The organism is Levilactobacillus acidifarinae DSM 19394 = JCM 15949 (assembly GCF_001434835.1).
Taxonomy (GTDB): domain Bacteria; phylum Bacillota; class Bacilli; order Lactobacillales; family Lactobacillaceae; genus Levilactobacillus; species Levilactobacillus acidifarinae.
This window is the reverse complement of the sequence record NZ_AZDV01000028.1, coordinates 1-23,544: the sequence shown is the minus strand read 5'-3', so window position 1 is coordinate 23,544 and position 23,544 is coordinate 1. Positions and strand designations below refer to the sequence as shown.

24 protein-coding genes are annotated in these 23,544 nt (G+C 52.9%); 19 read left to right on the top strand and 5 right to left on the bottom strand.

Annotated features, from left to right (window positions below):
• Positions 1 to 2,546, top strand: a 2,546-nt coding sequence (locus tag FD25_RS14430; RefSeq protein ID WP_268872152.1) for an LPXTG cell wall anchor domain-containing protein, incomplete at its 5' end; no start/stop codon positions are given.
• Positions 2,547 to 2,623: 77 nt separating this feature from the next.
• Here the strand turns inward: FD25_RS14430 and FD25_RS11720 are convergent.
• The 3 genes from FD25_RS11720 to FD25_RS11710 form a co-directional block, all read right to left on the bottom strand.
• Positions 2,624 to 4,051 carry an ABC transporter substrate-binding protein/permease gene (locus tag FD25_RS11720; RefSeq protein WP_371862431.1) on the bottom strand — a complete coding sequence of 476 codons (1,428 nt, stop codon included), beginning with the start codon at positions 4,049 to 4,051 and terminating at the stop codon, positions 2,624 to 2,626.
• Between the two features lie 295 nt (positions 4,052 to 4,346).
• Positions 4,347 to 5,087 carry an amino acid ABC transporter ATP-binding protein gene (locus FD25_RS11715; RefSeq protein WP_057804474.1) on the bottom strand — a complete coding sequence of 247 codons (741 nt, stop codon included), beginning with the start codon at positions 5,085 to 5,087 and terminating at the stop codon, positions 4,347 to 4,349.
• Positions 5,080 to 6,558 (bottom strand): ABC transporter substrate-binding protein/permease, encoded by a 1,479-nt coding sequence (locus FD25_RS11710; protein WP_057804473.1) that lies wholly within the window; start codon positions 6,556 to 6,558, stop codon positions 5,080 to 5,082. Before FD25_RS11710 ends, FD25_RS11715 begins: the two co-directional genes overlap by 8 nt.
• A 462-nt stretch (positions 6,559 to 7,020) precedes the next feature.
• Between FD25_RS11710 and FD25_RS11705 the strand changes: the two genes are divergently transcribed.
• The 16 genes from FD25_RS11705 to FD25_RS11630 all read left to right on the top strand — a co-directional run bounded on the left by FD25_RS11705 (position 7,021) and on the right by FD25_RS11630 (position 20,675).
• The gene (locus FD25_RS11705) at positions 7,021 to 7,758 is read left to right on the top strand and encodes a YebC/PmpR family DNA-binding transcriptional regulator (protein WP_057804472.1); all 738 of its coding nucleotides are present in this window, start codon (positions 7,021 to 7,023) and stop codon (positions 7,756 to 7,758) included.
• A gap of 116 nt (positions 7,759 to 7,874) precedes the next feature.
• Positions 7,875 to 8,846, top strand: a complete 972-nt coding sequence (gene comGA / locus FD25_RS11700) for a competence type IV pilus ATPase ComGA (protein ID WP_057804471.1) — start codon at positions 7,875 to 7,877, stop codon at positions 8,844 to 8,846.
• On the top strand, positions 8,782 to 9,837 hold the full coding sequence (locus tag FD25_RS11695) for a type II secretion system F family protein (RefSeq protein ID WP_225428587.1): 1,056 nt from the start codon (positions 8,782 to 8,784) through the stop codon (positions 9,835 to 9,837). Before comGA ends, FD25_RS11695 begins: the two co-directional genes overlap by 65 nt.
• Entirely contained in the window at positions 9,834 to 10,175 is a 342-nt protein-coding gene (locus tag FD25_RS11690) for a prepilin-type N-terminal cleavage/methylation domain-containing protein (RefSeq protein ID WP_057804470.1), read from the top strand. Before FD25_RS11695 ends, FD25_RS11690 begins: the two co-directional genes overlap by 4 nt.
• Before the next feature lie 58 nt (positions 10,176 to 10,233).
• The gene (locus tag FD25_RS11685) at positions 10,234 to 10,662 is read left to right on the top strand and encodes a type II secretion system protein (protein ID WP_225428588.1); all 429 of its coding nucleotides are present in this window, start codon (positions 10,234 to 10,236) and stop codon (positions 10,660 to 10,662) included.
• A gap of 150 nt (positions 10,663 to 10,812) precedes the next feature.
• On the top strand, positions 10,813 to 11,265 hold the full coding sequence (locus tag FD25_RS11680) for a prepilin-type N-terminal cleavage/methylation domain-containing protein (protein ID WP_083484162.1): 453 nt from the start codon (positions 10,813 to 10,815) through the stop codon (positions 11,263 to 11,265).
• Positions 11,217 to 11,423 carry a hypothetical protein gene (locus FD25_RS11675; RefSeq protein WP_057804467.1) on the top strand — a complete coding sequence of 69 codons (207 nt, stop codon included), beginning with the start codon at positions 11,217 to 11,219 and terminating at the stop codon, positions 11,421 to 11,423. Before FD25_RS11680 ends, FD25_RS11675 begins: the two co-directional genes overlap by 49 nt.
• Positions 11,424 to 11,548: 125 nt before the next feature.
• Complete coding sequence (locus FD25_RS11670; RefSeq protein WP_057804466.1) at positions 11,549 to 12,568, top strand: N-6 DNA methylase; 1,020 nt, start codon at positions 11,549 to 11,551, stop codon at positions 12,566 to 12,568.
• Between the two features lie 16 nt (positions 12,569 to 12,584).
• Complete coding sequence (locus tag FD25_RS11665) at positions 12,585 to 13,775, top strand: acetate/propionate family kinase (protein ID WP_057804465.1); 1,191 nt, start codon at positions 12,585 to 12,587, stop codon at positions 13,773 to 13,775.
• Between the two features lie 218 nt (positions 13,776 to 13,993).
• Complete coding sequence (locus FD25_RS11660) at positions 13,994 to 15,409, top strand: amino acid permease (RefSeq protein WP_057804464.1); 1,416 nt, start codon at positions 13,994 to 13,996, stop codon at positions 15,407 to 15,409.
• Between the two features lie 238 nt (positions 15,410 to 15,647).
• Positions 15,648 to 16,496, top strand: coding sequence for an aldo/keto reductase (locus FD25_RS11655; RefSeq protein ID WP_057804463.1), 849 nt, complete (start codon positions 15,648 to 15,650; stop codon positions 16,494 to 16,496).
• A gap of 12 nt (positions 16,497 to 16,508) precedes the next feature.
• Positions 16,509 to 17,117, top strand: coding sequence for a metallophosphoesterase family protein (locus FD25_RS11650; protein ID WP_057804462.1), 609 nt, complete (start codon positions 16,509 to 16,511; stop codon positions 17,115 to 17,117).
• Between the two features lie 60 nt (positions 17,118 to 17,177).
• The gene (locus FD25_RS11645; RefSeq protein WP_057804461.1) at positions 17,178 to 18,560 is read left to right on the top strand and encodes a bifunctional metallophosphatase/5'-nucleotidase; all 1,383 of its coding nucleotides are present in this window, start codon (positions 17,178 to 17,180) and stop codon (positions 18,558 to 18,560) included.
• An 18-nt stretch (positions 18,561 to 18,578) separates the two neighbouring features.
• Positions 18,579 to 19,247 (top strand): YutD family protein, encoded by a 669-nt coding sequence (locus FD25_RS11640; RefSeq protein WP_225428585.1) that lies wholly within the window; start codon positions 18,579 to 18,581, stop codon positions 19,245 to 19,247.
• Positions 19,248 to 19,258: 11 nt separating this feature from the next.
• Positions 19,259 to 20,053, top strand: coding sequence for a TIGR01457 family HAD-type hydrolase (locus FD25_RS11635; RefSeq protein WP_057804459.1), 795 nt, complete (start codon positions 19,259 to 19,261; stop codon positions 20,051 to 20,053).
• A complete protein-coding gene (locus tag FD25_RS11630; protein ID WP_057804458.1) occupies positions 20,046 to 20,675 on the top strand; it encodes a TIGR01906 family membrane protein in 630 nt (209 codons plus the stop codon). Before FD25_RS11635 ends, FD25_RS11630 begins: the two co-directional genes overlap by 8 nt.
• Before the next feature lie 55 nt (positions 20,676 to 20,730).
• Here the strand turns inward: FD25_RS11630 and FD25_RS11625 are convergent, their stop codons facing one another.
• Together FD25_RS11625 and FD25_RS11620 are read right to left on the bottom strand one after the other, a co-directional pair.
• Positions 20,731 to 21,429 carry a VTT domain-containing protein gene (locus FD25_RS11625; protein ID WP_057804457.1) on the bottom strand — a complete coding sequence of 233 codons (699 nt, stop codon included), beginning with the start codon at positions 21,427 to 21,429 and terminating at the stop codon, positions 20,731 to 20,733.
• 103 nt (positions 21,430 to 21,532) lie between these two features.
• Positions 21,533 to 22,042 (bottom strand): phosphatidylglycerophosphatase A family protein, encoded by a 510-nt coding sequence (locus FD25_RS11620; RefSeq protein ID WP_057804456.1) that lies wholly within the window; start codon positions 22,040 to 22,042, stop codon positions 21,533 to 21,535.
• Positions 22,043 to 22,162: 120 nt separating this feature from the next.
• Here FD25_RS11620 and FD25_RS11615 point away from each other — a divergent pair, with 120 nt between their 5' ends.
• A complete protein-coding gene (locus FD25_RS11615) occupies positions 22,163 to 22,750 on the top strand; it encodes a peptidylprolyl isomerase (protein ID WP_057804455.1) in 588 nt (195 codons plus the stop codon).
• 37 nt (positions 22,751 to 22,787) lie between these two features.
• Positions 22,788 to 23,177 (top strand): CvfD/Ygs/GSP13 family RNA-binding post-transcriptional regulator, encoded by a 390-nt coding sequence (locus FD25_RS11610; protein ID WP_057804454.1) that lies wholly within the window; start codon positions 22,788 to 22,790, stop codon positions 23,175 to 23,177.
• Positions 23,178 to 23,544: the final 367 nt, after the last annotated feature.

The window sequence follows — 23,544 nt, the reverse complement described above, 5'->3', positions numbered from 1 at the left end:
GTTTGACGGGTTCCGATTACGCGATGACGGTTGGTGATGCCGAACCAACGTTGGCGAACTTTAAGGCTACGGCGACGGATAACCACGGTGAAACGATTCCAGTTACCATGGATCTGAGCCAAGCTGATTTGACGAAGGCCGGGACTTATGATGTTGTGCTGAGTACCGCCGATGGTCAGAGCAAGACGGTCACGTTGACGGTCAATCCATCGCAACAAAGTTTGACGGGTTCTGACTACACCATGACGGTCGGTGACGCCGAACCAACGTTGACGGACTTTAAGGCTACGGCGACGGATAACCACGGAACAACGATTCCAGTTACCATGGATCTGAGCCAAGCAGATTTGACGAAGGCCGGGACTTATGATGTTGTGCTGAGTACCACCGATGGTCAAAGCAAGACGGTCACGTTAACGGTCAACCCATCACAACAGAGCCTGACGGGTTCTGATTACGCGATGACGGTTGGTGACTCTGAACCAACATTGACGGACTTTAAGGCTGCGGCGACGGATAACCACGGAACAACAATTCCAGTTACCATGGATCTGAGTCAAGCCGATTTGACTAAGGCTGGCACTTATAATGTTGTTCTGAGTACCACCGATGGTCAAAGCAAGACGGTTACGTTAACCATTAACCCATCGCAACAGAGCCTGACGGGTGCCAATTACACGATGACGGTCGGTGACGCCGAACCAACGTTGGCGGACTTTAAGGCCACAGCCACGGATAACCACGGTGCAACGATTCCAGTCACCATGGATCTGAGCCAAGCCGATTTAACTAAAGCTGGCACTTATGATGTTGTTCTGAGTACCGCTGATGGTCAGCGTAAGACGGTCACGTTAACCGTTAACCCGTCACAACAAAGCTTGACGGGTGCCAATTACACGATGACGGTCGGTGATGCCGAACCAACGTTGGCGGACTTTAACGCTACAGCCACAGATAACCACGGAACAATAATCCCGGTTACCATGGATCTGAGCCAAGTTAACTTGGCAAAGTCCGGAACGTACAACGTGGTTTTGACCACGACAGATGGCCAGAGCAAGACGGTCACATTGACCGTTAACCCGTCACAACAAAGTTTGACGGGTGCCAATTACACGATGACGGTCGGTGATGCCGAACCAACGTTGGCGGACTTTAACGCTACGGCGACGGATAATCACGGTGTAACGATTCCGGTTACCATGGATCTGAGTCAAGTCGATTTAACTAAAGCTGGCACTTATGATGTTGTTCTGACCACGACAGACGGTCAGCGTAAGACGGTCACGTTAACGGTTAACCCGTCACAACAGAGTTTGACGGGTGCCAATTACACGATGACGGTCGGTGATGCCGAACCAACGTTGACGGACTTTAACGCTACGGCGACGGATAACCACGGTGAAACGATTCCGGTTACCATGGATCTGAGCCAAGCGGATTTGACGAAGGCCGGGACTTATGATGTTGTGCTGAGTACCGCCGATGGTCAGAGCAAGACGGTCACGTTAACCGTCAACCCATCACAACAAAGCCTGACGGGTTCTGATTACACGATGACGGTCGGTGATGCTGAACCAACCGTCATGGACTTTAAGGCTGCAGCTACGGATCGTCACGGGAAGTCGTTACCAGTGACCTTAGACTTAGGGACAGCCGATTTAACCAAGGCCGGGGACTACGCAGTCACGTTAACCACGACGGACGGTCAACGTAAGACGGTTACGTTACACGTGGTGGCCTCTAAGCAAAGTTTGACGGGTTCCGATTACACGATGACAGTTGGCGACCCAACTCCAACGGCGGCCAGCTTCCACGCACAAGCTACCGATAATCGGGGAGCTACGATTCCCGTTACGGTAGATTTGAGCCAAGTTGACTTCACACAACCAGGCGACTACACCGTTCAGTTGAGTACGGCAGACGGTCAGCGTAAAGCGGTCACGTTACACGTGGTGGCGGCCACGACTGGTGGTGGGGTTGATCCAACTGACCCTGTAGATCCGATTGACCCAGTGGATCCAGTCGATCCCACCACGCCAGTTGACCCAGAAGCGCCAACGACGCCGGTCAATCCCGTGACGCCGACTGACCCAGAAACGCCAACGACGCCAGTTGATCCCACGGTACCAACTGATCCGGAGACACCAGCTACGGATCACGAAAAGCCAATTGATGCGGGTCAAGGAGATAGCTCGACGACACCAACATCAACAGCGCCAGTGACGCCAACGGCACCAGTGACCCCAACGTCAACGGAAACAGCGGTAACCGATCAAACCACGGCGCCAACGCAATCGCTAACGGTCAAGCATGATCAGTTGACCGCCCGGGTTGCGCCAACGACACCGAGTCACCAAACACGGGGTGCCAAGGCAACACAACCAACCACGGCTTCAACGACGAAATCGGCCACGGTAACGCCAACGAATCAGAAGACCAAGTTGCCACAAACTAATGAACATCCGGCAACGGGCTGGTCATTATTGGGCTTGATTTTAGGGGCGTTAGGCTTCAAGACGTGGCGTCGACAAGACCGCAATTAACCCTAATTGAATGATCTTATGAATTATCGACAAAAAGCCGTAGTCAGGTTAGCCTGGCTACGGCTTTTCGTGGTCCGTTAGGCGTGCTGCCATTTCTTTTCAAAGTGGTTGAGAAGCCGCGACGCTGTGAAGGTTAGGATAAAGTACAACACCATGATCACCACGATGGGTGCGACGCCCCGGTAGGTATCGGACCGCACGATGTTACTTTGATAGATTAGTTCGGAAACCCCGATGATTGAAACGATGGAGCTGTCCTTGATCAGCGTAATAAATTCGTTTCCCAGTGACGGCCAAATGTTCTGTAACGCCTGGGGTAAGATCACGTAGCGTAGCGCGGCCGTACGGCTTAGCCCTAAACTCCGGGCGGCCTCGGTTTGACCGGCATCGACGGAATTAATACCGCCGCGGATGTATTCGGCCACGTAGGCCCCCGAGTTTAACGCGATGGCGATGATCCCGGAAGTCAGGGCGGGCAGGTTCACGATGAGCCCGAGCCCGAAGTAGACAAACATGACCTGGACCATCATCGGTGTGCCCCGAATGAATTCGACGTAGGCGGTCGCTAACCAGCGGCCGGCGGTTTGGAGGAGACTTCCGTGACCCAACCGGAGAAGGGCCAACAAAACACCCAGGATAAAACCGAAGAAAACGGCGCATACGGTAATGATCAGCGTGTATTTGACGCCGGTCAGGAAGGCCTTCCAGTAGTGCCACATGCTGGTGTTGACCGTGTTAGTTTTTAAGTATTGTCCGGCGGCGGGCAGATAGTTTTTGTTAATCAAGTCCTGGTGCTTAATCTGATCCACGGACTGATTAGCCGCCGTTACCAGAGCGGTGGATCCCTTCTTGAAGGCCACCGCGGTACTGGTATCGGCGGCGCTCAGGTTAAAGTGACTGGGAATCATCACCAATTGCTTGTTATTGGCGACGTAGGCCTTAGCCGAGGGCTTTTCCATGGCCACACCGGCGACCTTGTGACTTTGGAGGGCTAACACCAGGTTCGAGATGGTGGTCATTCCCTTGATGGTGGTATTGGTGGTCTGGCGTTTGGACTCGTTGTACAGGGTCGTGCCGGTCTGGGCGCCTAAGTTTTGTCCCTTGAAGGAATCCTTATCATGATACCGGCCCTGGTCGCTTTTATTAATGACGATGCTGTAGCCGCCCTGATAGTAGGTGTGGGTGAAGGCCACGTTTTTGCGCCGGGCCGGGGTGGGGTTCATACCGGAGATGACCATGTCGACTTTCCCGGTTTGCAGGGCAACTAGGAGCGAGTCGAAGGACATCGACTTGATGACCAGCTTAACACCGAGATCCTTGGCGATCTTTTGCCCCACGGCGACATCCATGCCCACGACCTGGGTCTTGCCGTGGATCGTCGTTTCAAATTCGTAGGGCGGATAGTCGGGGGCGGTTCCCATGACCAGAGTGCCCTTCTTTTGAACGGTGGTTAGGGAGTGGTCAGTGGCCGCGTGGACGGTCGGGGTGGTGAGGCTGAGCCCCATCAAGAGTGCGCAACTTAGCAGCAACCCCAAACAGATTTTTTTAATCATACCGAAATGCTCCTCTCATGCTTTTCTAATAATTAATAGTTATTATAGCCGTTAACGTTTATTTATACAATATTTATTTTTTAAAATATTGTTTTATGCATATTGTATTCTTTTAAAAATGGTGAAACACTGAAATAACAACGATTATAAAATGCATAAGAGCATTGGCGACTGCATACCGGTATGATCTCCTAAAACGCAAAAAAGACGCTCACGACTAGCGCGAGCGTCAAGAGAACTATTCGACTTACATTAAAATCTTGGAGAGGAAATCTTGCGCCCGTTCGGTTTGGGGGTGGGCGAAGAAGTCATCCGGTGTGCTATTTTCTTGAATGTAACCGTCGGCCATGAACCAGATCCGGTCGGCCACGGACTTGGCGAAGCCCATTTCGTGGGTGACCACGACCATCGTCATGCCTTGGGTGGCCAGGTCCTGCATGACGTTTAGCACTTCACCAACCATTTCGGGGTCCAGTGCGGACGTGGGTTCGTCGAATAACATCACCTTAGGGTCCATCGCGAGGGCCCGGGCAATGGCGACCCGTTGCTTTTGCCCCCCGGATAGACTGCTAGGGAAGGCATCGGCGTGGTCGTCTAGGTTGACCTGTTGCAGGAGTTCGTGGGCGCGCTTAGTGGCGTCGGCGTCACTGACCCCCTTGACCTTCATCGGGGCCAGCTTAATGTTTTCGAGTACGGACATGTTCGGGAAGAGGTTAAAGCCCTGAAAGACCATCCCCATTTGTTCCCGTAGTTCGTTGACTCGTTTAGTATCTAGCGTGGTTAAATCTTGGCCGTCAAAGGCGACCTGGCCACTGGTGGGTGTTTCGAGCAAGTTCAGGCACCGTAAAAAGGTACTTTTCCCACTCCCGGAAGGGCCGATGACCACGATCACCTGACCGGGGTTGACCTGTTCGGTGATGTCTTTTAAGACGGGGTTGCCGTCGAATTCTTTCGCGAGGTTCTTGACCTCAATAATTGGTTTAGTCATGCTGCATTCTCCTCTCGAAGTAGTTCAAAATCCGGGACGCTGTGAAGGTCATGATGAAGTACAAGACCATGATGACGGCGATGGGGGCAACCCCCCGGTAGGTGTCTGACCGCACGATGTTGCTTTGGAAGATCAGTTCGGAAACCCCAATGATTGAGACGATGGAACTATCCTTGATCAGGGTGATAAATTCGTTCCCCAGGGATGGCCAGATGTTCTTTAAGGCTTGGGGTAAGACCACGTAACGCAGGGTAGCGGTGTTGGTCAGTCCCAGACTCCGAGCGGCTTCGGTTTGACCGTCGTCCACGGAGTTGATGCCCCCCCGAATGTACTCGGCGATGTAAGCGCCAGAGTTCAGGGAAATGGCGATGATCCCGGAGGTGAGGGCGGGGAGGTTCACGATCAGTCCCAACCCGAAGTAAACGAACATGACTTGGACCATCATTGGCGTTCCCCGAATAAATTCGACGTAGGCCGTGGCCAGCCACCGCAGGGCGGTCTTGAACACGCCTCCCTGAGCCATCCGGGCGAGGGATAAGAGGACCCCTAAGATGAACCCGAAAAATACGGAGCAGACCGTAATGATCAGGGTGTATTTGATCCCGGTTAGAAAGGCTTTCCAGTAGTGCCACATGCTGGTGTTAACGGTGTTGGTCTTTAAGTACTTCCCCGCGGCGGGCAGGTAGTCTTTGTTGACCAGGTCCTGTTTGCGGATTTGATCGACCGACTTGTTGGCGGCGGTGACCAAAGACGAGGAGCCCTTCTTGAAGGCCACGGCGGCACTGGTGTCGGACGCACTTAAGTTAAAGTGACTTGGAATCATGGCCAGTTGCTTGTTGTTAGCCACGTAGGCTTGAGCCGAGGGCTTTTCCATGGCAACCCCGGCCAACTTATGACTTTGTAAAGCCAGAATCAGGTCGGAAACGGATGTCATCCCTTTGACCTTGGTATTCGTGGTTTGTTTCTTGGACTCGTTGTACATGGTCGAGCCGGTTTGAGCCCCGATGGTCTTGCCCTTGAAGGAATCCTTGTCCTTGTACAGGCCCTTTTCGCTCTTGTTGACGACGATACTGTAGCCACCTTGGTAGTACAGGTGGGTGAAGTCCACGTTCTTCTTCCGGGCCGGCGTTGGGTTCATCCCGGAGATAACCATGTCGACCTTCCCGGTTTGTAACGCGACCAGCAGGGAGTCAAAGGACATCGACTTGACGACTAATTTGACGCCTAGGCCCTTGGCAATCTTTTGCCCCACGGCAACGTCCATGCCGACGACCTGGCTCTTTCCGTGAACGGTGGCTTGAAATTCGTAAGGGGGGTAGTCGGGCGAGGTCCCCATGACCAGCGTCCCCTTCTTTTGGACCCGGGCTAACGAATTATCTGTTGCGGCTTGAGCCGTGGTGGTGCTGGTGGCCCCCCAGCCAACCAGCAAGGTGACGACTAATGCCAGCATAAATAGCAATTTCTTTTTCATACCGAATAGAACTCCTCTTGTTTTGAATGATTGACACTTATTATAGCGACAAATGTTTATTTATACAAGTTTTATTTTGAAAAAACCGTTTTTATACATAAAATATTCTTAGAAAACCATCTAAAATCGGAATATACCGGGATCTGTAGCCGAAATGACGGCTTGCCAAAAATGTATAATGAGGACCGCTTTCTGCATAGTCGGCGGAAGACAGTAGCGGTCAAGACGGGTAACCGGCTAAAAATTTGTTGGTCAACGGGGCGGTCATCAGTGGGAACGGTCACCCGAAAGATGAGGGGGTAATATATAGAAGTAAATGGTCACGTTAGGGGCAAGCGGACGGCGGCCCAACGCGCTCTAGCTAGGTAGACGTTTACCTTGAAAAGGGTGCCAAGTGGTGCTAAAATTAACATTGTCTGTTTTATATGGATATATAAATTATTAGAAAAGAGGAGTTACGAGATGTCAGGACACTCTAAATGGCATAACATTCAGGGGCGTAAAAACGCTCAGGATGCAAAACGTGGAAAAATTTTCCAAAAGATCTCACGTGATTTGTACCAAGCTGCAAAAGCAGGTGGTGTTGACCCCGACGGTAACCCTCAACTTCGTTTGGAAATGGACAAGGCTCGGGCAGCCAACATGCCAAAGGACAACATCAAGCGGGCGCTTGATAAGGCCTCTGGTGTTGGTGGCGCTAAGTTCGAAGAAATCAATTACGAAGGCTACGGTCCTGGCGGGACAGCAATCATGGTTGCTGCGTTGACGGATAACAAGAACCGGACGGCTGCGGCCGTTCGTTCTGCCTTCACGCACCATGGTGGTTCATTAGGTGCTGCTGGTTCCGTTTCCTACATGTTTGATCGGAAGGGTTACATTGTTATCTTACGGGATGACTTGGACACCGATGAAGATACGATGTTGATGGATGCTTTAGACGCCGGTGCAGACGATATGGATACGACCGATGATGAATTCACCATCTGGACGGACCCATCGCAAGAAATCGCCGTGCGGGATGCCTTGCAGGCTAAGGGTTACAAGTTGGATACCGCTGAAGTTCGGATGTTCCCGCAGAACAAGACCGAAGTTCCGGAAGCCAAAGTTACCCAGTACCAAGGCTTAATCGACGAACTGGAAAACAACGACGATGTTTCGGATATTTATGAAGCCGCCGTGTTACCAGAAAGCGTTGAATAAAGGTTAAAATGTTCGGCTGAAAGGTCCCCAATTTGGGGGCCTTTTTTTGTTGAACGGCAAAAAAAGACCGCTTGACGCCGGAGTTAGCGATAAGAACTTCCGAGGAGGTGGCAAGGATGCCCATCCAAGCCTTGATTAACGACCTATTACAGACGGCTCAGCAGCAACGAGTCAGCGATATTTACGTCTTACCCCAGCAAACGGGGTACCGGGTTCAACTTCGACAAACTCAGCGGATGCAGACCTGGCGCATTTTAGCGGCCGACGTCGGCCAGCAGTTGCTGACCTATTTTAAGTTTCACGCCAACATGGCGGTCAGCGAGCACCGACGCCCCCAAGTGGGGGCCCTGACCTGGGAATTACCCAACGGTCACCTGGAACTGCGGTTTTCGACGGTGGGGGACTACGCGGGGCATGAATCACTAGTCATTCGGTTAATTTATCCGTACCAGGACCTAGCATTAGACTACCTGGACCCACCCCAAAAGCAGCAACTCGGGCAGTTGGCCACTCAGCGTGGATTAATGTTGTTTGCCGGTCCGACCGGTGCGGGCAAAACGACCACCATGTACACGACGGCGCGCCAGTTAGCGACCGACGCATTGGTCTTGACCATCGAAGATCCCGTGGAGATCAAGGAACCGCGTTTCGTGCAACTCCAGGTCAACGTCCCCGCGGGGATGGCGTATGGCGATTTGATTAAGGTGGGCTTACGCCACCGGCCGGACGCCTTTATTATCGGTGAGATTCGGGATGGCGTGACGGCCCAGGCCGCCGTTCGTGCGGCACTCAGCGGGCATTTAGTGTTGAGTACGATTCATGCACGTAGCGCGGCGGGCACCATTGATCGTTTGTTGGACTTAGGCGTTGCGGCCGATCAATTGCGGCAAGTCTTGACGGCGGCGTGTTATCAGCGCCTGATTCCCCGGACACCACACGGGACGGCCGTTTTATTAGCGATTCTCACGGGACCGGCGTTGTGGCAACCTACGGGGCAGACTCAAGAAAGGTGGCGAAAAACCCTTGAACGAGCACACGCTGCAGGCACGATTACGGCGCAGACGCTGGCGACTTACGCCGCGGGGTAAGTGGTCGCTGGCGCAACAGGCGCGACTTTGTCAGTTGTTAGCCGATCAACTGAAGAGTGGGTTTTCGTTAAAACAAGCGTTAGCCTTTCTACGAACGACCACCGAGAACTTACCGCCGGAGTTAGCTACAATCGAACAACATTTATTAGCGGGGGCGGCCTTTTTACCAGAACTGGCGCCCTACCTCCAAGAGAATATCTACTTTCAACTCACGTTGACGACTCGTGAGGGGGATTTGTGCCTGGGGTTGGCCCGCGCGGCCAAGCTACTTCAATTAATGGCGACGCAACGTCAGCGATTTCGGCAACTTTTAGCTTACCCGTTGGGCTTGTTAGGGGGGATGGGACTGCTATTTGCGACGCTTCAATTTGGCATTCTTCCACAGTTACGAACCAGTTTAGCACCCCAGACAACGGGGCCTCAGTTGACTTGGCAAACGGTAATCGGTTGGATGCTGGGGCTAAGCGGCTTATTCGTAGGGGGGACCATAATTCGCTGGTGGTGTCGACAATCCAGTTTGCAACGGGCCCAAAGCTGGTTACGGTTACCGGTCGTAGGACGGCTCTTTCAGGCGTATTATGCCTACTATTTGGCCGATAATCTCAGTCAGTTGGTGCAAAGCGGGTTTAGCGTCAAGCAAATGATTCGAACCCTGGATCGGTTACCCGAGCGGGCGTTGTTACACCAATTAGCCACCAGCCTGGATCAACGCTTGAATCAAGGGACTTCGCCCATGCGGTGGTTACACCGCCAGGCCTATATTCCGGATGATTTGATCCTACTTCTGCAAAAGGGCAGTACCCACGAGCAGTTGGCCCGGGAACTCACCGCCTATAGTCGCTTGCAGTACCAACGGTTAGTCCAACGTAGCGAACGGGGACTAGCGTGGGTGCAGCCCGTCTTATTAACCGTGGTGGCCAGCCTGATTGTGGCCGCTTATTTGAATTTGCTGTTACCGCTATACCACAATTTACAGGGGGTCTACCAATGAAACGGCTCAACCGGACTTCTCACGGGTTTACCTTGGTCGAGATGACCATCGTGTTGTTTATTATCTCGTTACTGATTTTGATTATTCTTCCCAACCTGACGGGTCAACGCGGGCGGGCGAACACCATTCATCGCCACGCGATGGCAACACTGGTAGAAGGCCAGGCTAATGCTTATCTCGATGAGCATAGCGACGAGCGACCGGCCCCTGAAATCGTGACGTATGGTCAGCTGGAAAAGAGCGGTTATCTCACCGCCCAGCAGGTTGATCGAGCGCAACAAGAAGGATTGGAGTTGGGTGATCATGGCCGCGTTCGTCAGGCGACCCCGAAGAAGTAGGGGCTTTACACTCTACGAAACGTTGCTGGTCCTGGTGATTGTGGCCGGACTAGTCGTGATGATGACACCTCCCCGGGCCGCGTCGCAGAACCTCCTGGCGGAACGGGCGTTTTGGCCCAGCTGGCAACGGTTCTGGACGGCGGGCTGCCGGTTGGCCGTTGAACGGCGGGAAACCCTGCACGTGGAGATCGATGGGTCCCGCCACGTCGCCGAGCTACGGACCCTTTCACAAGGGGGCACCCGGACCCCACAAGTTTTGGCGCGTTTGGCGGTGCCCACCTCGTTACGACTTAGCGATGGGGATAGATGGGCGGGAAACATTGATAAACGGGGATGGGCGCGGGCACTGACCCTGGAATGGTACAGTCGGCGTACCCATCTCTGGTGGTATCAGACCTTTCAACTGAAAGGAGCATTGACCTATGTTACGGTTTCGGAAACACGGCGCCCCCACGCGCTCAAACAGTCGGGGATGGCTTTTACCTGACGCGTTGATTGCCCTGAGCATTGTGACGCTGACCTTGGTGTTCACTCAGCAGGCCTTACAGGTGACTAGCAGAGTCGAAAGCCAACGACAGCACCGCTTGGAGCGAGCTCGACACCAGCGTGATCGGCGTTTAGAAAAATGGTTGGCCGCATGACCAGTGCCCGGGGATTTACGTTAGTGGAAGGCCTCTTGGCCCTGAGCATTGCGGCGCTTCTCCTGGGGCTGGTGACGGGTTGGTCGCCAAACGTCCTACGCCCGTTACGGACCGATGCTAGTGAACTGTACACGGCTTTAGCAGCGCTGGAACAGCCGGGGCGCTTTACGTTGGCCACGGTGCAGGCCGAAACGCTGACGCTGGTGGATCACCAGGCCGCCAAACGCGCCACGCACGAAAAATTGGTGACCCTTTCCGTCGACTCCCGGGGGACCTTGAAGTTAACGAATCCCCATAATCAAGGGTACCTACCGTTGCTCCGTCACGTCCAGAAGGTAAAATTCACCAAAACGCGAACCAAGAAATTGGTGCGTCTAAAGATTAAGCAGGAGGGGCAAAAATGGCAAAACACACTTCTCGATTTGCGCGGCCCAACCACGGCTTTTTAACCCTGTGGGCTTTACTCTTCTTAGCTGCCATGAGTCTGACACTGACCATCGTACTGGCAGGTCAGTACGCCCGGATTCAGACCACGACCCAGTTAGTTCGTCAGTATGACCAAATTGTGGTCACCGCAGCGACCGCACCGGTACGTTTGCTACGGTGATGACCTGATTTTCCCGGTCACTTCCCGTTGAGAGACTAAAGATTGCTTGAATAAGTCCGTAAAAATCGGTAGTATAGAGAGCGGATACATGGTGCTATGGAATTTTCACAAGGAGGCGAAACGTACTGTCACAAGAACAGACAGAAACGCTTTTTAAGGTTCTAGATGAGTCAACCACGACCTTACAAACAGCGTTGGCGACATCTTATATGGATGCCTTTATCGAAACGGGAGATAATCTGCTGAATGGTGAAGTTCAAGTGGAGGACGGTCGTCCGGACGCCGCAACGGTCAAGCAATTGACCGCATTGTATCAACAGGCGCCTTGGCAGAGCTACGACGCCGAAACGGTTCGCCGGGCGGTGCAACTGGCTATGCTCAAGGCCATTCGTGTTGATGAGATTCAAGCCAATCACCAATTAACCCCAGATACGATTGCGTATATCATGGGTTACCTGGTCACCCGCTTGGAGCACAATAAGCAACACTTGACGTTGTTAGACCTGACCGTGGGCACGGGGAACCTACTAACGGCGGTGTTATCACAATTAAACGCCGTCGTCGCGGGAACCATCGAGGCTTACGGGGTGGATAACGACGACACAATGTTGGCGATTGCGCAATTGTCCAGTGAGCTACAACAGTTACCGGTCAATTACGTGCATCAAGACGCGTTGGATCCCTTACTGGTTCCGGCCAGTGATTTAGTGGTGGCGGATCTACCCATCGGGTATTATCCCGTTGACGCTAATGCGGCGGGCTACCAGACGCACGCCACTGAGGGGCACTCCTTCGTGCATCACTTGTTGTTAGAACAGGCGGTTCGGCAATTAACGCCGGGCGGCATTGGCGTCTTTCTGGTGCCCTCCCAGCTTTTCCAAACGGAAGAAGCCAAGGGACTCCTGAAATGGTTGCCCAACAACGCTTACCTCCAAGGGTTATTGAACCTACCGGGTGAGTTGTTTGCCAACGCGAACGCCCAAAAGGCGATTCTGATTTTACAGAAACCCGGGGCGGGAGCTAAGCAAGTCAAGCAAGTGATGCTTGGTGAATTTCCATCATTTAAGGATCAATCAGCGTTTCAAAAGTTTGTCGCGGAAATCGTCCAATGGGAAGAACAAAATCTCATGACGAAGCGCGCGTAAAAGGAGAAAAGACCACATGGGAAAATCTATTGCAATTAACGCCGGAAGTTCTACGTTGAAGTTCAAGTTGTTCCAAATGCCAGAAGAAGAGGTCATCGCCGAAGGGGCCATTGACCGGATCGGTTTAGGCAACTCATTAGTTGAAATCAAGTACGGGGATGGTCAAAAGTACGAAACGCACCAAGACGTTAACGACCACCGGGAAGCCATTCAATTAATGTTGGATCAACTCACCGAATTGAAGATCATTACGGACTTCAACGAAATTACCGGGGTTGGTCACCGAATCGTTGCCGGGGGTGAAGAGTTCAAGGACTCTGCCATCATCGATGACGACGTGTTAAAGAAGATTGAAGGGTTAGCCGAATACGCGCCACTGCACAACCCAGCCGCAGCCATGGGTATCCGGGCCTTCAAGAAGATTTTGCCAAACGTCTTGAGTGTGGCCGTCTTTGATACGTCCTTCCACACCAGCATGCCAGAAGTTAACTACATGTACGGGATTCCTTACGAATACTACGAAAAGTTTGGGGCCCGGAAGTATGGGGCCCACGGAACAAGTCACCGTTACGTGGCTAGTCGGGCTGCTAAGATGTTAGGCAAGCCGTTAGAAGACCTGAAGCTAATCACTATGCATCTGGGTGCCGGTGGCTCCATTACGGCCATCAAGAACGGGAAGTCCTTTGATACGTCCATGGGCTTTACGCCGTTGGCCGGGATCGAAATGGCGACCCGTTCCGGGGATATCGACGCTTCATTGGTCGCTTACCTGATGGAAAAGCTCAACATCGACAAGCCTAGCGACATGATCAACATCTTGAACAAGAAGTCGGGTCTGTTAGGGGTTTCCGGTGTGTCTGCGGATATGCGTGATCTAGAAAAGGTTCAGGACAAGAATCACCGGGCTAAGTTAGCACGGGACATGTTCATCAACCGGATCGTGCGTTACGTCGGCGCTTACCTAGCTGAACTGGGTGGTGCGGACGCCATCGTCTACACGGCCGGTGTTGGTGAAAATGATATTATGATTCGTCAAGAAGTGGCTGATAAGTTGGGCTACTTCGGCATTGGCGTCGACCCTGAAAAGAACAACATTCGTGGGGTTGAACGCGACTTGAGTAAAGCCGGGGCCAAGATCAAGACCCTGTTGATCCCAACTAACGAAGAATTAATGATCGTCCGGGATATCGAACGCTTGCGGAAGTAAGCTAATTACCTGACGTGGTCCGGTTCGAAGCGCTTACACTTTGGACCGGACCACTTTTTTCATACATAGTTGAATTATTTTCATGTAAATAAAATAAAAGTGAATTAAACGTGACAATACCGGGACGGAGTTCGTCTTAATCCACTGAACTAACCAGCGGTGTTGCTGGTATTGTCCCCTTGACCGTGTATAATATATTTCAACGAGGGGGCAGTAAAATGAAAAATACTCAATCAAACACGGACCAGAGCTTTTCACGAGAGCTTAAGAGCCGCCACGTCCAACTGATCGCGCTGGGGGGGACGATCGGGACGGGGCTATTCTTGGGGTCTGGCCAAGGGATTCACTTGGCGGGATCATCGATCGTGTTAGCCTACCTGATTACCGGGATCATGTGTTTCTTACTCATGCGCGCCCTGGGAGAACTTTTACTTTCCGACTTAAACGTGCATTCATACATTGACTTTATTCAACGCTACTTGGGCGACAACACGAGCTTCGTCGCCGGGTGGACTTACTGGATCTGCTGGGTCACCATTGCCATGGCGGAAATTACGGCGGCCGGTCAGTACATGCAGTTCTGGTTCCCGGGGTTGCCGCAATGGGTGACGGGACTCTTCTTATTAGGAATCTTACTTCTACTAAATTCCGTGACCGTCAAAGCGTTTGGGGAAACGGAATTCTGGTTTGCGATTATTAAAATCGTCGCGATTGTCGCGTTGATCATTGCCGGAATCTACATGGTGGCGGTTCGCTTCGCCACGCCGGTCGGTCACGCGAGTGTCGCTAACCTGGCACAAGGTGGATTCTTCGCCAACGGCTGGAAAGGCTTCTTCCTATCGTTCCAGATGGTGCTCTTTAGTTTCGTCGGAATCGAAATGGTGGGGATGACCGCCTCCGAAACGGCCAACCCGAAGAAAATCATTCCTAAGGCCATCAACGAAATTCCCATGCGGATCATCTTGTTCTACGTGGGTTCGTTGTTAGCCCTGATGTGCATTTACCCGTGGCAATCAATTTCGGCCACGAGTAGTCCGTTCGTCCAGGTCTTCAAGAACGCCGGGATTCAAGCGGCGGCTTCGGTCATCAACTTCGTGGTCTTGACGGCGGCGGCTTCGGCCTGCAACAGTTCGCTCTTTACCACCGGACGGATGTTGTTTTCACTCACGTACCGGGGGAAGAGTCGCTTTGCCAAGCACATGGGCACGTTGTCTAAGGCTCAGGTGCCGGTGCACGCGTTACGTTTTTCTACGGTCATCATCGCAATTTCCGTCTTCTTGAACCTAATCGTGCCCGGTCACGTTTTCGCGTTCGTGGCCAGTGTGGCAACGACCTGCTTCCTGTTCATCTGGGGGGCCATCGTGGTCGCCCACATTAAGTACCGGCGGCAGTTACAACAAAATCACGAACCGACGCACGGGTTCAAGATGCCCCTGTTCCCGTTCTCCGATTACCTGATCCTAATCTTCTTAGGGATGGTCGGCGTCGTGCTACTGTTCCGGACGGATACGTTGATCGCGCTAATTGGGTCGGTAATCTGGTTAGTGGCGTTGAGTCTGGGGAAGAAGTTACGGGATCGCGAAAAGGTCGGCAGTTTGGCCGATTCTTCCGATGATTCTGAACAATTAAAATAGTGTCAATTAGGGAGCCCGAGACGAATATCTCGGACTCTTTTTTAGTCTTTTTGTTAAGGTGCCTGATGGCTGTCCCCCCGCTCATTGCTTGCGGTCGCGGGAGCCTGGTTAGGTCAGCGGACCAACGGCGTGGGGGGAATGCCCGCGGTGACCGGAATCCGTAGGACTAGCTTGGGCGGAAACGGCCTTAAAGTGCTAGGATAAAAGAGGAGCTTTAGTCTTTTTGGGAGGGATTATCATGAAAACGATCACGCTAGCTGGCCAAACGGTGCCGGCGATTGGCATTGGGACTTGGCACATGGGGGACGATCCCCAGCTTCGAGCGGCCGAGATTGCCACGATTCAAGCGGGACTAGCCGCCGGGGCGCGGGTCATTGATACCGCCGAGATGTACGGGTCCGGCCGGGCGGAGTCTTTGGTTGGTGAAGCCTTGCACGGCATTGACCGGCAAAAGGTGTTCTTGATTTCAAAGGTGCTCCCCGAAAACGCTTCGCGAGCGCGGATGCAACGTAGTGTCGAAGCCAGTTTAAAACGTCTGGGCACCGACTATTTAGACCTGTACCTTTACCACTGGCGGGGGAATATTCCGTTAGCCGAAACGGTCGCCGAGTTACAGCGTCTGCAAGACCAGGGACTCGTGAAGGCCTGGGGCGTGTCGAACTTTGACGTGGCCGACCTTAACGAACTTTGGGCGTTACCACAAGGGCCTAACGCACAGGCCAACGAAGACCTGTACCATCTGGGAAGTCGGGGGCTGGACTACGCCGTCTTACCCTGGCAGCGCCAGCACCACTTGCCCTTGATTGCTTATTCACCGGTGGCCCAGGGCGATGCGTGGGGTCAACATTTGACGACTAATCCGGTCGTGCAACAACTGGCGAATAAGTATCAGGTCAGCATTTATCAGATTCTCTTAGCGTGGGTGATTCGTCACGACCAGGTCTTAGCCATTCCGCAGACCAGTTCGGTGGCTCACATGCGGCAAAACTTGGCGGCGGGGGATTTGACCCTGAGTGCCGCCGATTTAGCCGCCTTAGATGGGCAATACCCGGCGCCCACCCACAAATTGCCACTCGACGTGATTTAGGAGGCCAAAACCATGCAATATTTTACTTCGGATACGCATTTTTTTCATAAGGATCTTCTGGGCATGAACGACTTCGCGCCCCGGCCGTTTCCGGACGTGGAGACCATGAATCAGACCATCATTGATCACTGGAACGCCCGCGTGGAACCGACCGATACGGTCTACCATTTGGGCGATATCGCGTTATACTTCACCCACCCGGCGGTTAAGTCCGACGAGGCGGTGGCCGACGTGTTGTCACAGCTAAACGGCCATTTGGAACTGATCAAGGGCAACCACGATAGTCGAGCTTTATTTAAATACCTGGCGGCACATAACCCCATTGATCACGGGCAACCTAAGTACGCCTTTCACGACGTGGGCGCGCTAATCAAGTACGATCACCGGCAGTACTACATGACCCACTATCCCATGATGCTGGGGATTGTGCATCAGATCATCAACCTGCACGGCCATATTCACCACTATGCGGTCCCGGTGAAGGAAAACATCAACGTGGGCGTGGATACGCCCGAACAGCGTTATTTAGCGCACCCCGTTCCCTTCGGCACGCCGTTTTCGCCGACCGAGATTGAAGAGATGGTGACCGGTAAGGCGCGCGAATTCAAGGACAAACAATAGCTTGACCGAATTCGGGGGATGCCGTACGATTAAAATCAGTGCAAGGAGGGGAAGCCGGCCGTGGAACGCCTAACGATTTTACACACCAACGATCTACATTCGCATTTTGAAAATTGGCCCCGGATCCGGCGGTATCTGCTCACGACCCGGGCGCAAAAACGAGCGGCCGGTCAGACCGTCTTGACCTTTGACTTGGGGGACCACGTCGATACCGCCCATCCCGTCAGTGAGGCGACCAACGGCCAGAAAAACGTCCAGTTGATGAATCAGATCGGCTACGACGGCGTGACCATTGGGAACAACGAGGGGCTGGGCTTCATGCGGGCCAAGCTCGACCATTTGTACGATCACGCTAATTTTCCGGTGATTTTAGGCAACCTTCATCAGGCGGGCACCACGCAACTACCAGACTGGGCTTGTGACCACCGGGTGATCGTGACGGCGGCCGGGACCCGCGTCTTGGTTCTGGGCCTGACCGCCCCGTATGCGCTGACCTATCCTTTGGCCGGCTGGGACCCGATCCAGGCGGTGCCGGCATTGACGACCTTGTTAGACCGGTATGCTGACCAAGCCGACGTATGCGTGTTGCTGTCGCATTTAGGCCTGAACGTCGACCAGAAATTAGCTCGTCGGTTCCCCCAACTAGACGTGATTATCGGGAGCCACACCCACCACTTATTGGTGCACGGGGAGCGGGTCAACCATAGCTTGTTGGCGGCGGCCGGTAAATACGGACAGTACGTGGGTCAGATTACCCTGACCCTCGACGCGCAGCACCGGGTACAGTCGGCGCAGGCCAGCGTTGTTGCCACGGCGACGCTACCTGTTCAGGCGGTCGATGCCACGGAAATTCACGATTTAACGGCTTTGGGGGAAAGTATTTTAAATGAACAGCGTGTAGCGGACTTACCCGTGACGCTGGAGGCCGACCCCACGGGACACCCCCAGCTGGTGCGCGAGGGTCTGCACGCCATTGCGGAGTACGCCGGGACTCAGGCGGCAGTCCTCAATGCCGGGCTCTTTTTGCGAGACCTACCCCGCGGGGTGGTCACGCAAAATCAGATTCATCAGATGTTACCGCACAGCATGCACGTAATGGTGGTCACGCTCGACGGGTATAATCTCTGGCGGCTAGTCCAGGAATTTGAACAGGCGCGACGATTCTTGCGCCGGTTCCCCCAAAAGGGGATGGGCTTTCGCGGGAAGATCTTTGGTGAGCTGAACTATCTGGGCCTGGCCTACGATGCGGCGACCCAACAGGTGACTTGGCGCGGTGAGCCCCTATCGCCGTTGAAGCACTACCGGCTGGCGGTCGTGGACCATTACCGGTTTATTCCCTTTTTCCCGACCATTACGATCATGGGACAAAATGAAATTTTATATCAGGACTTATTACGCGAGGTGTTTACTCAGTATCTGAGCCAACACTATCCCTTAAATTAAACGACAGAAAGGATGAAGATGGTGGATCGAAAGGATTTAGAGGCCCTAGTGGCCCAACAACGAGAAAAGCGAGAACCCAGTGCGGAAGTGCTGCGGGTCGATGAGACCCACCTTAAGATCAACGGTCACGTTTACGAATTAGTGACGAACGTGCGTGAGGGGTTCGACTTTACGGAATTCTCCCAGCGTTACAGCACGATTCTGAGTAAGTACGACTATATCGTTGGTGACTGGGGCTTTGAACAGCTCCGGTTGAAGGGCTTTTACGCCGCCGATCGCGCGGGGGCTAAGCAAAACCAGATCGATGCCGTGCAGGATTACCTGTACGAATCGTGTAACTTTGGCTGTGCCTACTTTATTTTGCATAATTTGGAGGTCAAACCGGCTCCGAAGCCTCGGCGGAACCGTTCCCGCCGGCATAACGGAAATACTACCGGCAATAACACCAAGACCGATAAACCGACGGCTACGGCCGCAACGCCTAAGACCGCGGCGGCTGGCCATAACGGCCCGCGGCGGCACCGATCCCGGCATTCCCGGCGACGAAATAACCCGAATAATCATAATTTTACGGAAGAACGGCGCACCACGCCCACCGCACCCAAACCAGCGAAGACCGTCACGGTCGCGTCAGGTGGCGGTCAGGGCCGGCGTCACTTTACCATTCGGCAGAAAAAAGAAGAGTAGGAGTTTTGACGGTGAAAGATTATCAAGCATACATGATTGACCTAGACGGCACGGTGTACGCCGGATCACAACGGTATCCGGCGGCTAAACGGTTCGTTGAGCGGCTTCAAGCCGCCCACGTGCCGTTTAAGTTTGTCACCAACAACACCACGAAACTGCCACGAGACGTGGTCCGCAACTTAGCGGACAATCACGATATTCACGTCACGGCGGCAAACGTTTACACGGCCGGTCTGGCGACGGCGGACTTTCTGGATCAGCGCGCGGGCGCTACCGGCAAACGGACCGTGTACGTGGTGGGGGAGATTGGCTTACGCCAAGCCCTGGCCGCTAAGGGTTTCACGGTCGACGAAGACCACCCCGAATACGTGGTGGTGGGGTTAGACAGTGATGTGACCTACGAGAAGTTTGCCAAGGCCATCTTGGCGATTCGGAGTGGTTCGACGTTTATCGGGACCAACTCGGATTCCAATATTCCCAAGGCCCGGGGCTTGATGCCCGGCGCGGGGGCGTTGGTTGATCTGGTGCGTTACGCGACGCAGACTAATCCCATCTTCGTGGGCAAACCCGAACCCATCATTTTAAATAACTCGTTGGCTCAGCTGGGGGTACCGGCAGATCAAGCGCTGATGGTGGGCGACAATTACCATACGGACATCGAAGCCGGCATTCACGCGGGCGTGGATACGTTACTGGTGTACACCGGCGTATCGACCCCCGCACAGGTGGCCCAAGAAACGATTCAACCGACTTATACGATAGATTCGCTCGATCATTGGGATCTGCAGGAGGGTCCAGTTGACTAGGGTCGCCCGCATTCTCGGGCTTACGGCGGTCATCTTGGTGTTGGTGAGTCTGAGCGTTACTTTGACCATCAATGCCGTGTGGCTGTACCGGTTGGATATTGGCTGGTTACATATCAGTCAGGACGTGCGGTTATCGGCGGCGACGTTGATGCATAACTACGGGCAGTTACTGGCTTATCTGGAGTTACCCTGGGTGACCAACCTGAAGATGAGTAACTTTCCCACGTCGTTTACGGGGATGGTCCACTTTGAGGACGTCAAACGCCTATTTCTCGTAGACCACGTGGTACTACTGGTGAGTCTCACGCCCGCCATTTGGTATCTCCGCCAACTGGCTCGGCGCGCCGAACAGTGGCGCTTGTTGCGACCGATGCAGGTGGTGGCGGTGGTCCCGGTCGTGTTGGCCGGGTGCATGGCCATTAACTTTAACGGCTTTTTCGTGGCCTTTCATCAGGTGTTGTTTCGCAATAACGACTGGTTGTTTGACCCCAATCTCGATCCCGTCATCACGGCCTTGCCGGATACCTTCTTTCTCCACTGCTTCGTGTTAGCGTTCGGCCTATTTGAACTGGGCGTAGGCCTCCTGTATTGGTGGGGCCGCCGGGCGATTAACCGGGCTTAACCCTAACTAACGCCATAAAAAAACCACATCCTCACGGGGATGTGGTTTTGTCGACTTAATCGTCTTCTGAAAGGTTTTGCACGGAAGCTTGGTGCCGGGATGCGGAAGCTGGCTTATGCGGATGACGCCGGCCACGAAGCCAACCCACAACGGCGGGAATTAACGAGATCACGATAATTCCTAAGACCACCGCAGAGAAGTGGGCTTTGACAAACGGAATGTTACCGAAGAAGTACCCCCCGCCGCAGCAGATGAAGACCCACGTGAGCGCCGCGCTGACGTTATACTTGAGGAATCGCCGGAACGGAAATTGAGAACCCGCCGCGGTAAACGGTACGAACGTCCGAATGATGGGCATGAAGCGCCCCAAGAAAATGGCTAGCGGACCGTGTTTGCGGAAGAATTGTTCGGATTGCGCCAGCTTATCCTTATTGATCAACCGACCGAACCACGAATGGTTGGATAACGCGGCGCCGGCCCGGTGACCCAGGTAGAAGTTCAGGCTGTCGCCCCCAATCGCGGCGACTAAGAACAACGCCACGAAAAGCCAGATGTTGAGCCCGTAAGCGGGATTGGCGGCCAAGGCGGCTGCGGCGAAGAGTAACGAATCCCCCGGGAGAAACGGGAGAATGACTGCGCCGGTTTCAACAAAGACGATGGCAAACAAGATGAGGTAGGTTGAATTGCCAAAGGTGTTGACGATGTTGACCAAGTGATCATCAATGTGTAAGACGAAATCGATTAAATAGCCCATTAAGGTACTCCTTATTCTAAAATTTATAGACACCCACATTGTAATGGGTTTTAACCTCACCGTCAGCTGGTATCGCCAAACTTAAGGAAATTATGAAGTTTGATTAATCAAACGGCGTATCCTGTTCCCCTTCGTCGGCGTGAGCGAGTCGAGCAGCCGCAGCGGCGGCCACGGCCCCCACGAGGTCGTCGAGGAAAGTGTGAATTTTACCGGGTTCGTGGGCGTTTAAGATTTTCAGAATGCCCGGCTTGACCCGATCGATGTAACCGTAATTCGTAAAACCAATCGAGCCGTAGAGGTCTACGATGGACAACGCCATGGTCTCATCGACGCCGTAGAGCCCTTCATCGCGTTCAACGATGGTTTGTAACGGGTCGAGTAGGGCGTGTTGCTCGGCGGCGATGTCTAATTGGATTCCCGTAATCAGGGCGTTTTGAACTTCACGTTTGCGTAAAACGGCTTGGACGCTGTCGCGGGCCATGGCGAGGGTCAGGTCTTGAATGTAATCCTTTTGCAAAAAGATCACTAGATTGGCGATGGCTTCTAGGGAGACCCCCCGTTGGTCGAGTAGGTCAATGGTCCGTTTGTTGAGAGATGTCACAGGTTTAGTCATGATTTTCCTCCTATTAGGTCTGGTTGCTCCTAGTATAGCACTGAAGTGTTCGGTTGCATTTTTGATGGTTGGCGGTGATAATGGACACAGAAGTGTTTTGAAAAGATATGGAGGATAATTATGACAAAGTTTCCACAAATTGATTTGGCGAACGCCAAGGGCCCGCAAGTGACGATTGAAACGTCAATGGGTACGATTTTGCTACAGCTCTTTCCCGAACAAGCCCCCAAGACGGTTGAAAACTTTGTAACGCACGCGAAGGCCGGTTACTACGACGGGTTAACGTTCCATCGAGTAATCCCTAACTTCATGATCCAGGGGGGCGATCCCACTGGAACGGGGATGGGTGGCGAAAGCATCTGGGGCCAACCCTTCGAAGACGAATTCTCGCCGGAACTCTACAACTTACGTGGCGCGCTGTCCATGGCGAACGCGGGTCCGAATACCAACGGTAGCCAATTCTTTATTGTCCAAGATCAGGATATGACCGAGCAGATGCAAGGTCAGATGAAGGATGCCGGTTTCCCAGAAGAAATCGTGAAGGCTTACCAAAATGGGGGGACGCCGTGGTTAGACTTCCGCCACACGGTCTTTGGCCAAGTGGTGCAGGGGATGGATGTTGTGGACGCTATCGCCAAGGTCGAGACGGATGCTAGCGATCAACCAGCTACGCCCGTCACGATGGATAAGGTCACCGTTCAAGAATAACTGAATGAGTGACTTCTATAGTAAAGGAGGAATCCCAATGACGTTTAAAATTGGTCAACGGGTTTCTGGCCGGGTCACGGGGATTCAACCCTATGGGGCGTTTGTGAGTCTGGGCGGTCATCGGCAGGGACTCATTCACATTTCGGAGTGTCATTGTGGGTACGTCAAAGATATCCACGATTATTTAAAGGTTAACCAGGAAGTTAACGTGGTGGTACTCGACATTGATGAATTTACGGGGAAGATTAGTTTATCCTTGCGCTGTCTGGAACGCCTCGATACCGAGAACGTACCGAGCGAGCATCAGCGGCACCATTACTGGACAAATCATCGGGTAGCGATTGGCTTTAAGCCGATTGCCGATCGCTTAACCGGCTGGAAAACCGAAGCAACGCAACGTTTAAATGATCAGCAGGCCTCGCGATAAGCGGGTCTGCTTTTTTCTTGCAATTTTTTCTTGACCTAGTTGCTGATGATTGGTATGATATTATCTGTTGTCATCAGGAAGACCGATTGCATAAAAATTGAATTTATGGATACACATACAAATTTCAAATTAGTGCTTGACGATGTTAAAAACTACTGATACAATGATTTATGTTGTCAAAGAGAACAGCGACGTTTCTTGATCGGATTTAAATTTTGAATATATATTCAAAATTGATTGAAAAAAGTTGTTGACAAGAAATTGACGACATGATATACTTTAAAAGTTGTCACGGAGCAATTACTTCTTATGACAACTTGGTAGACCTTTGAAAACTGAACATTGTTTCGACAAACCAAATATGTGT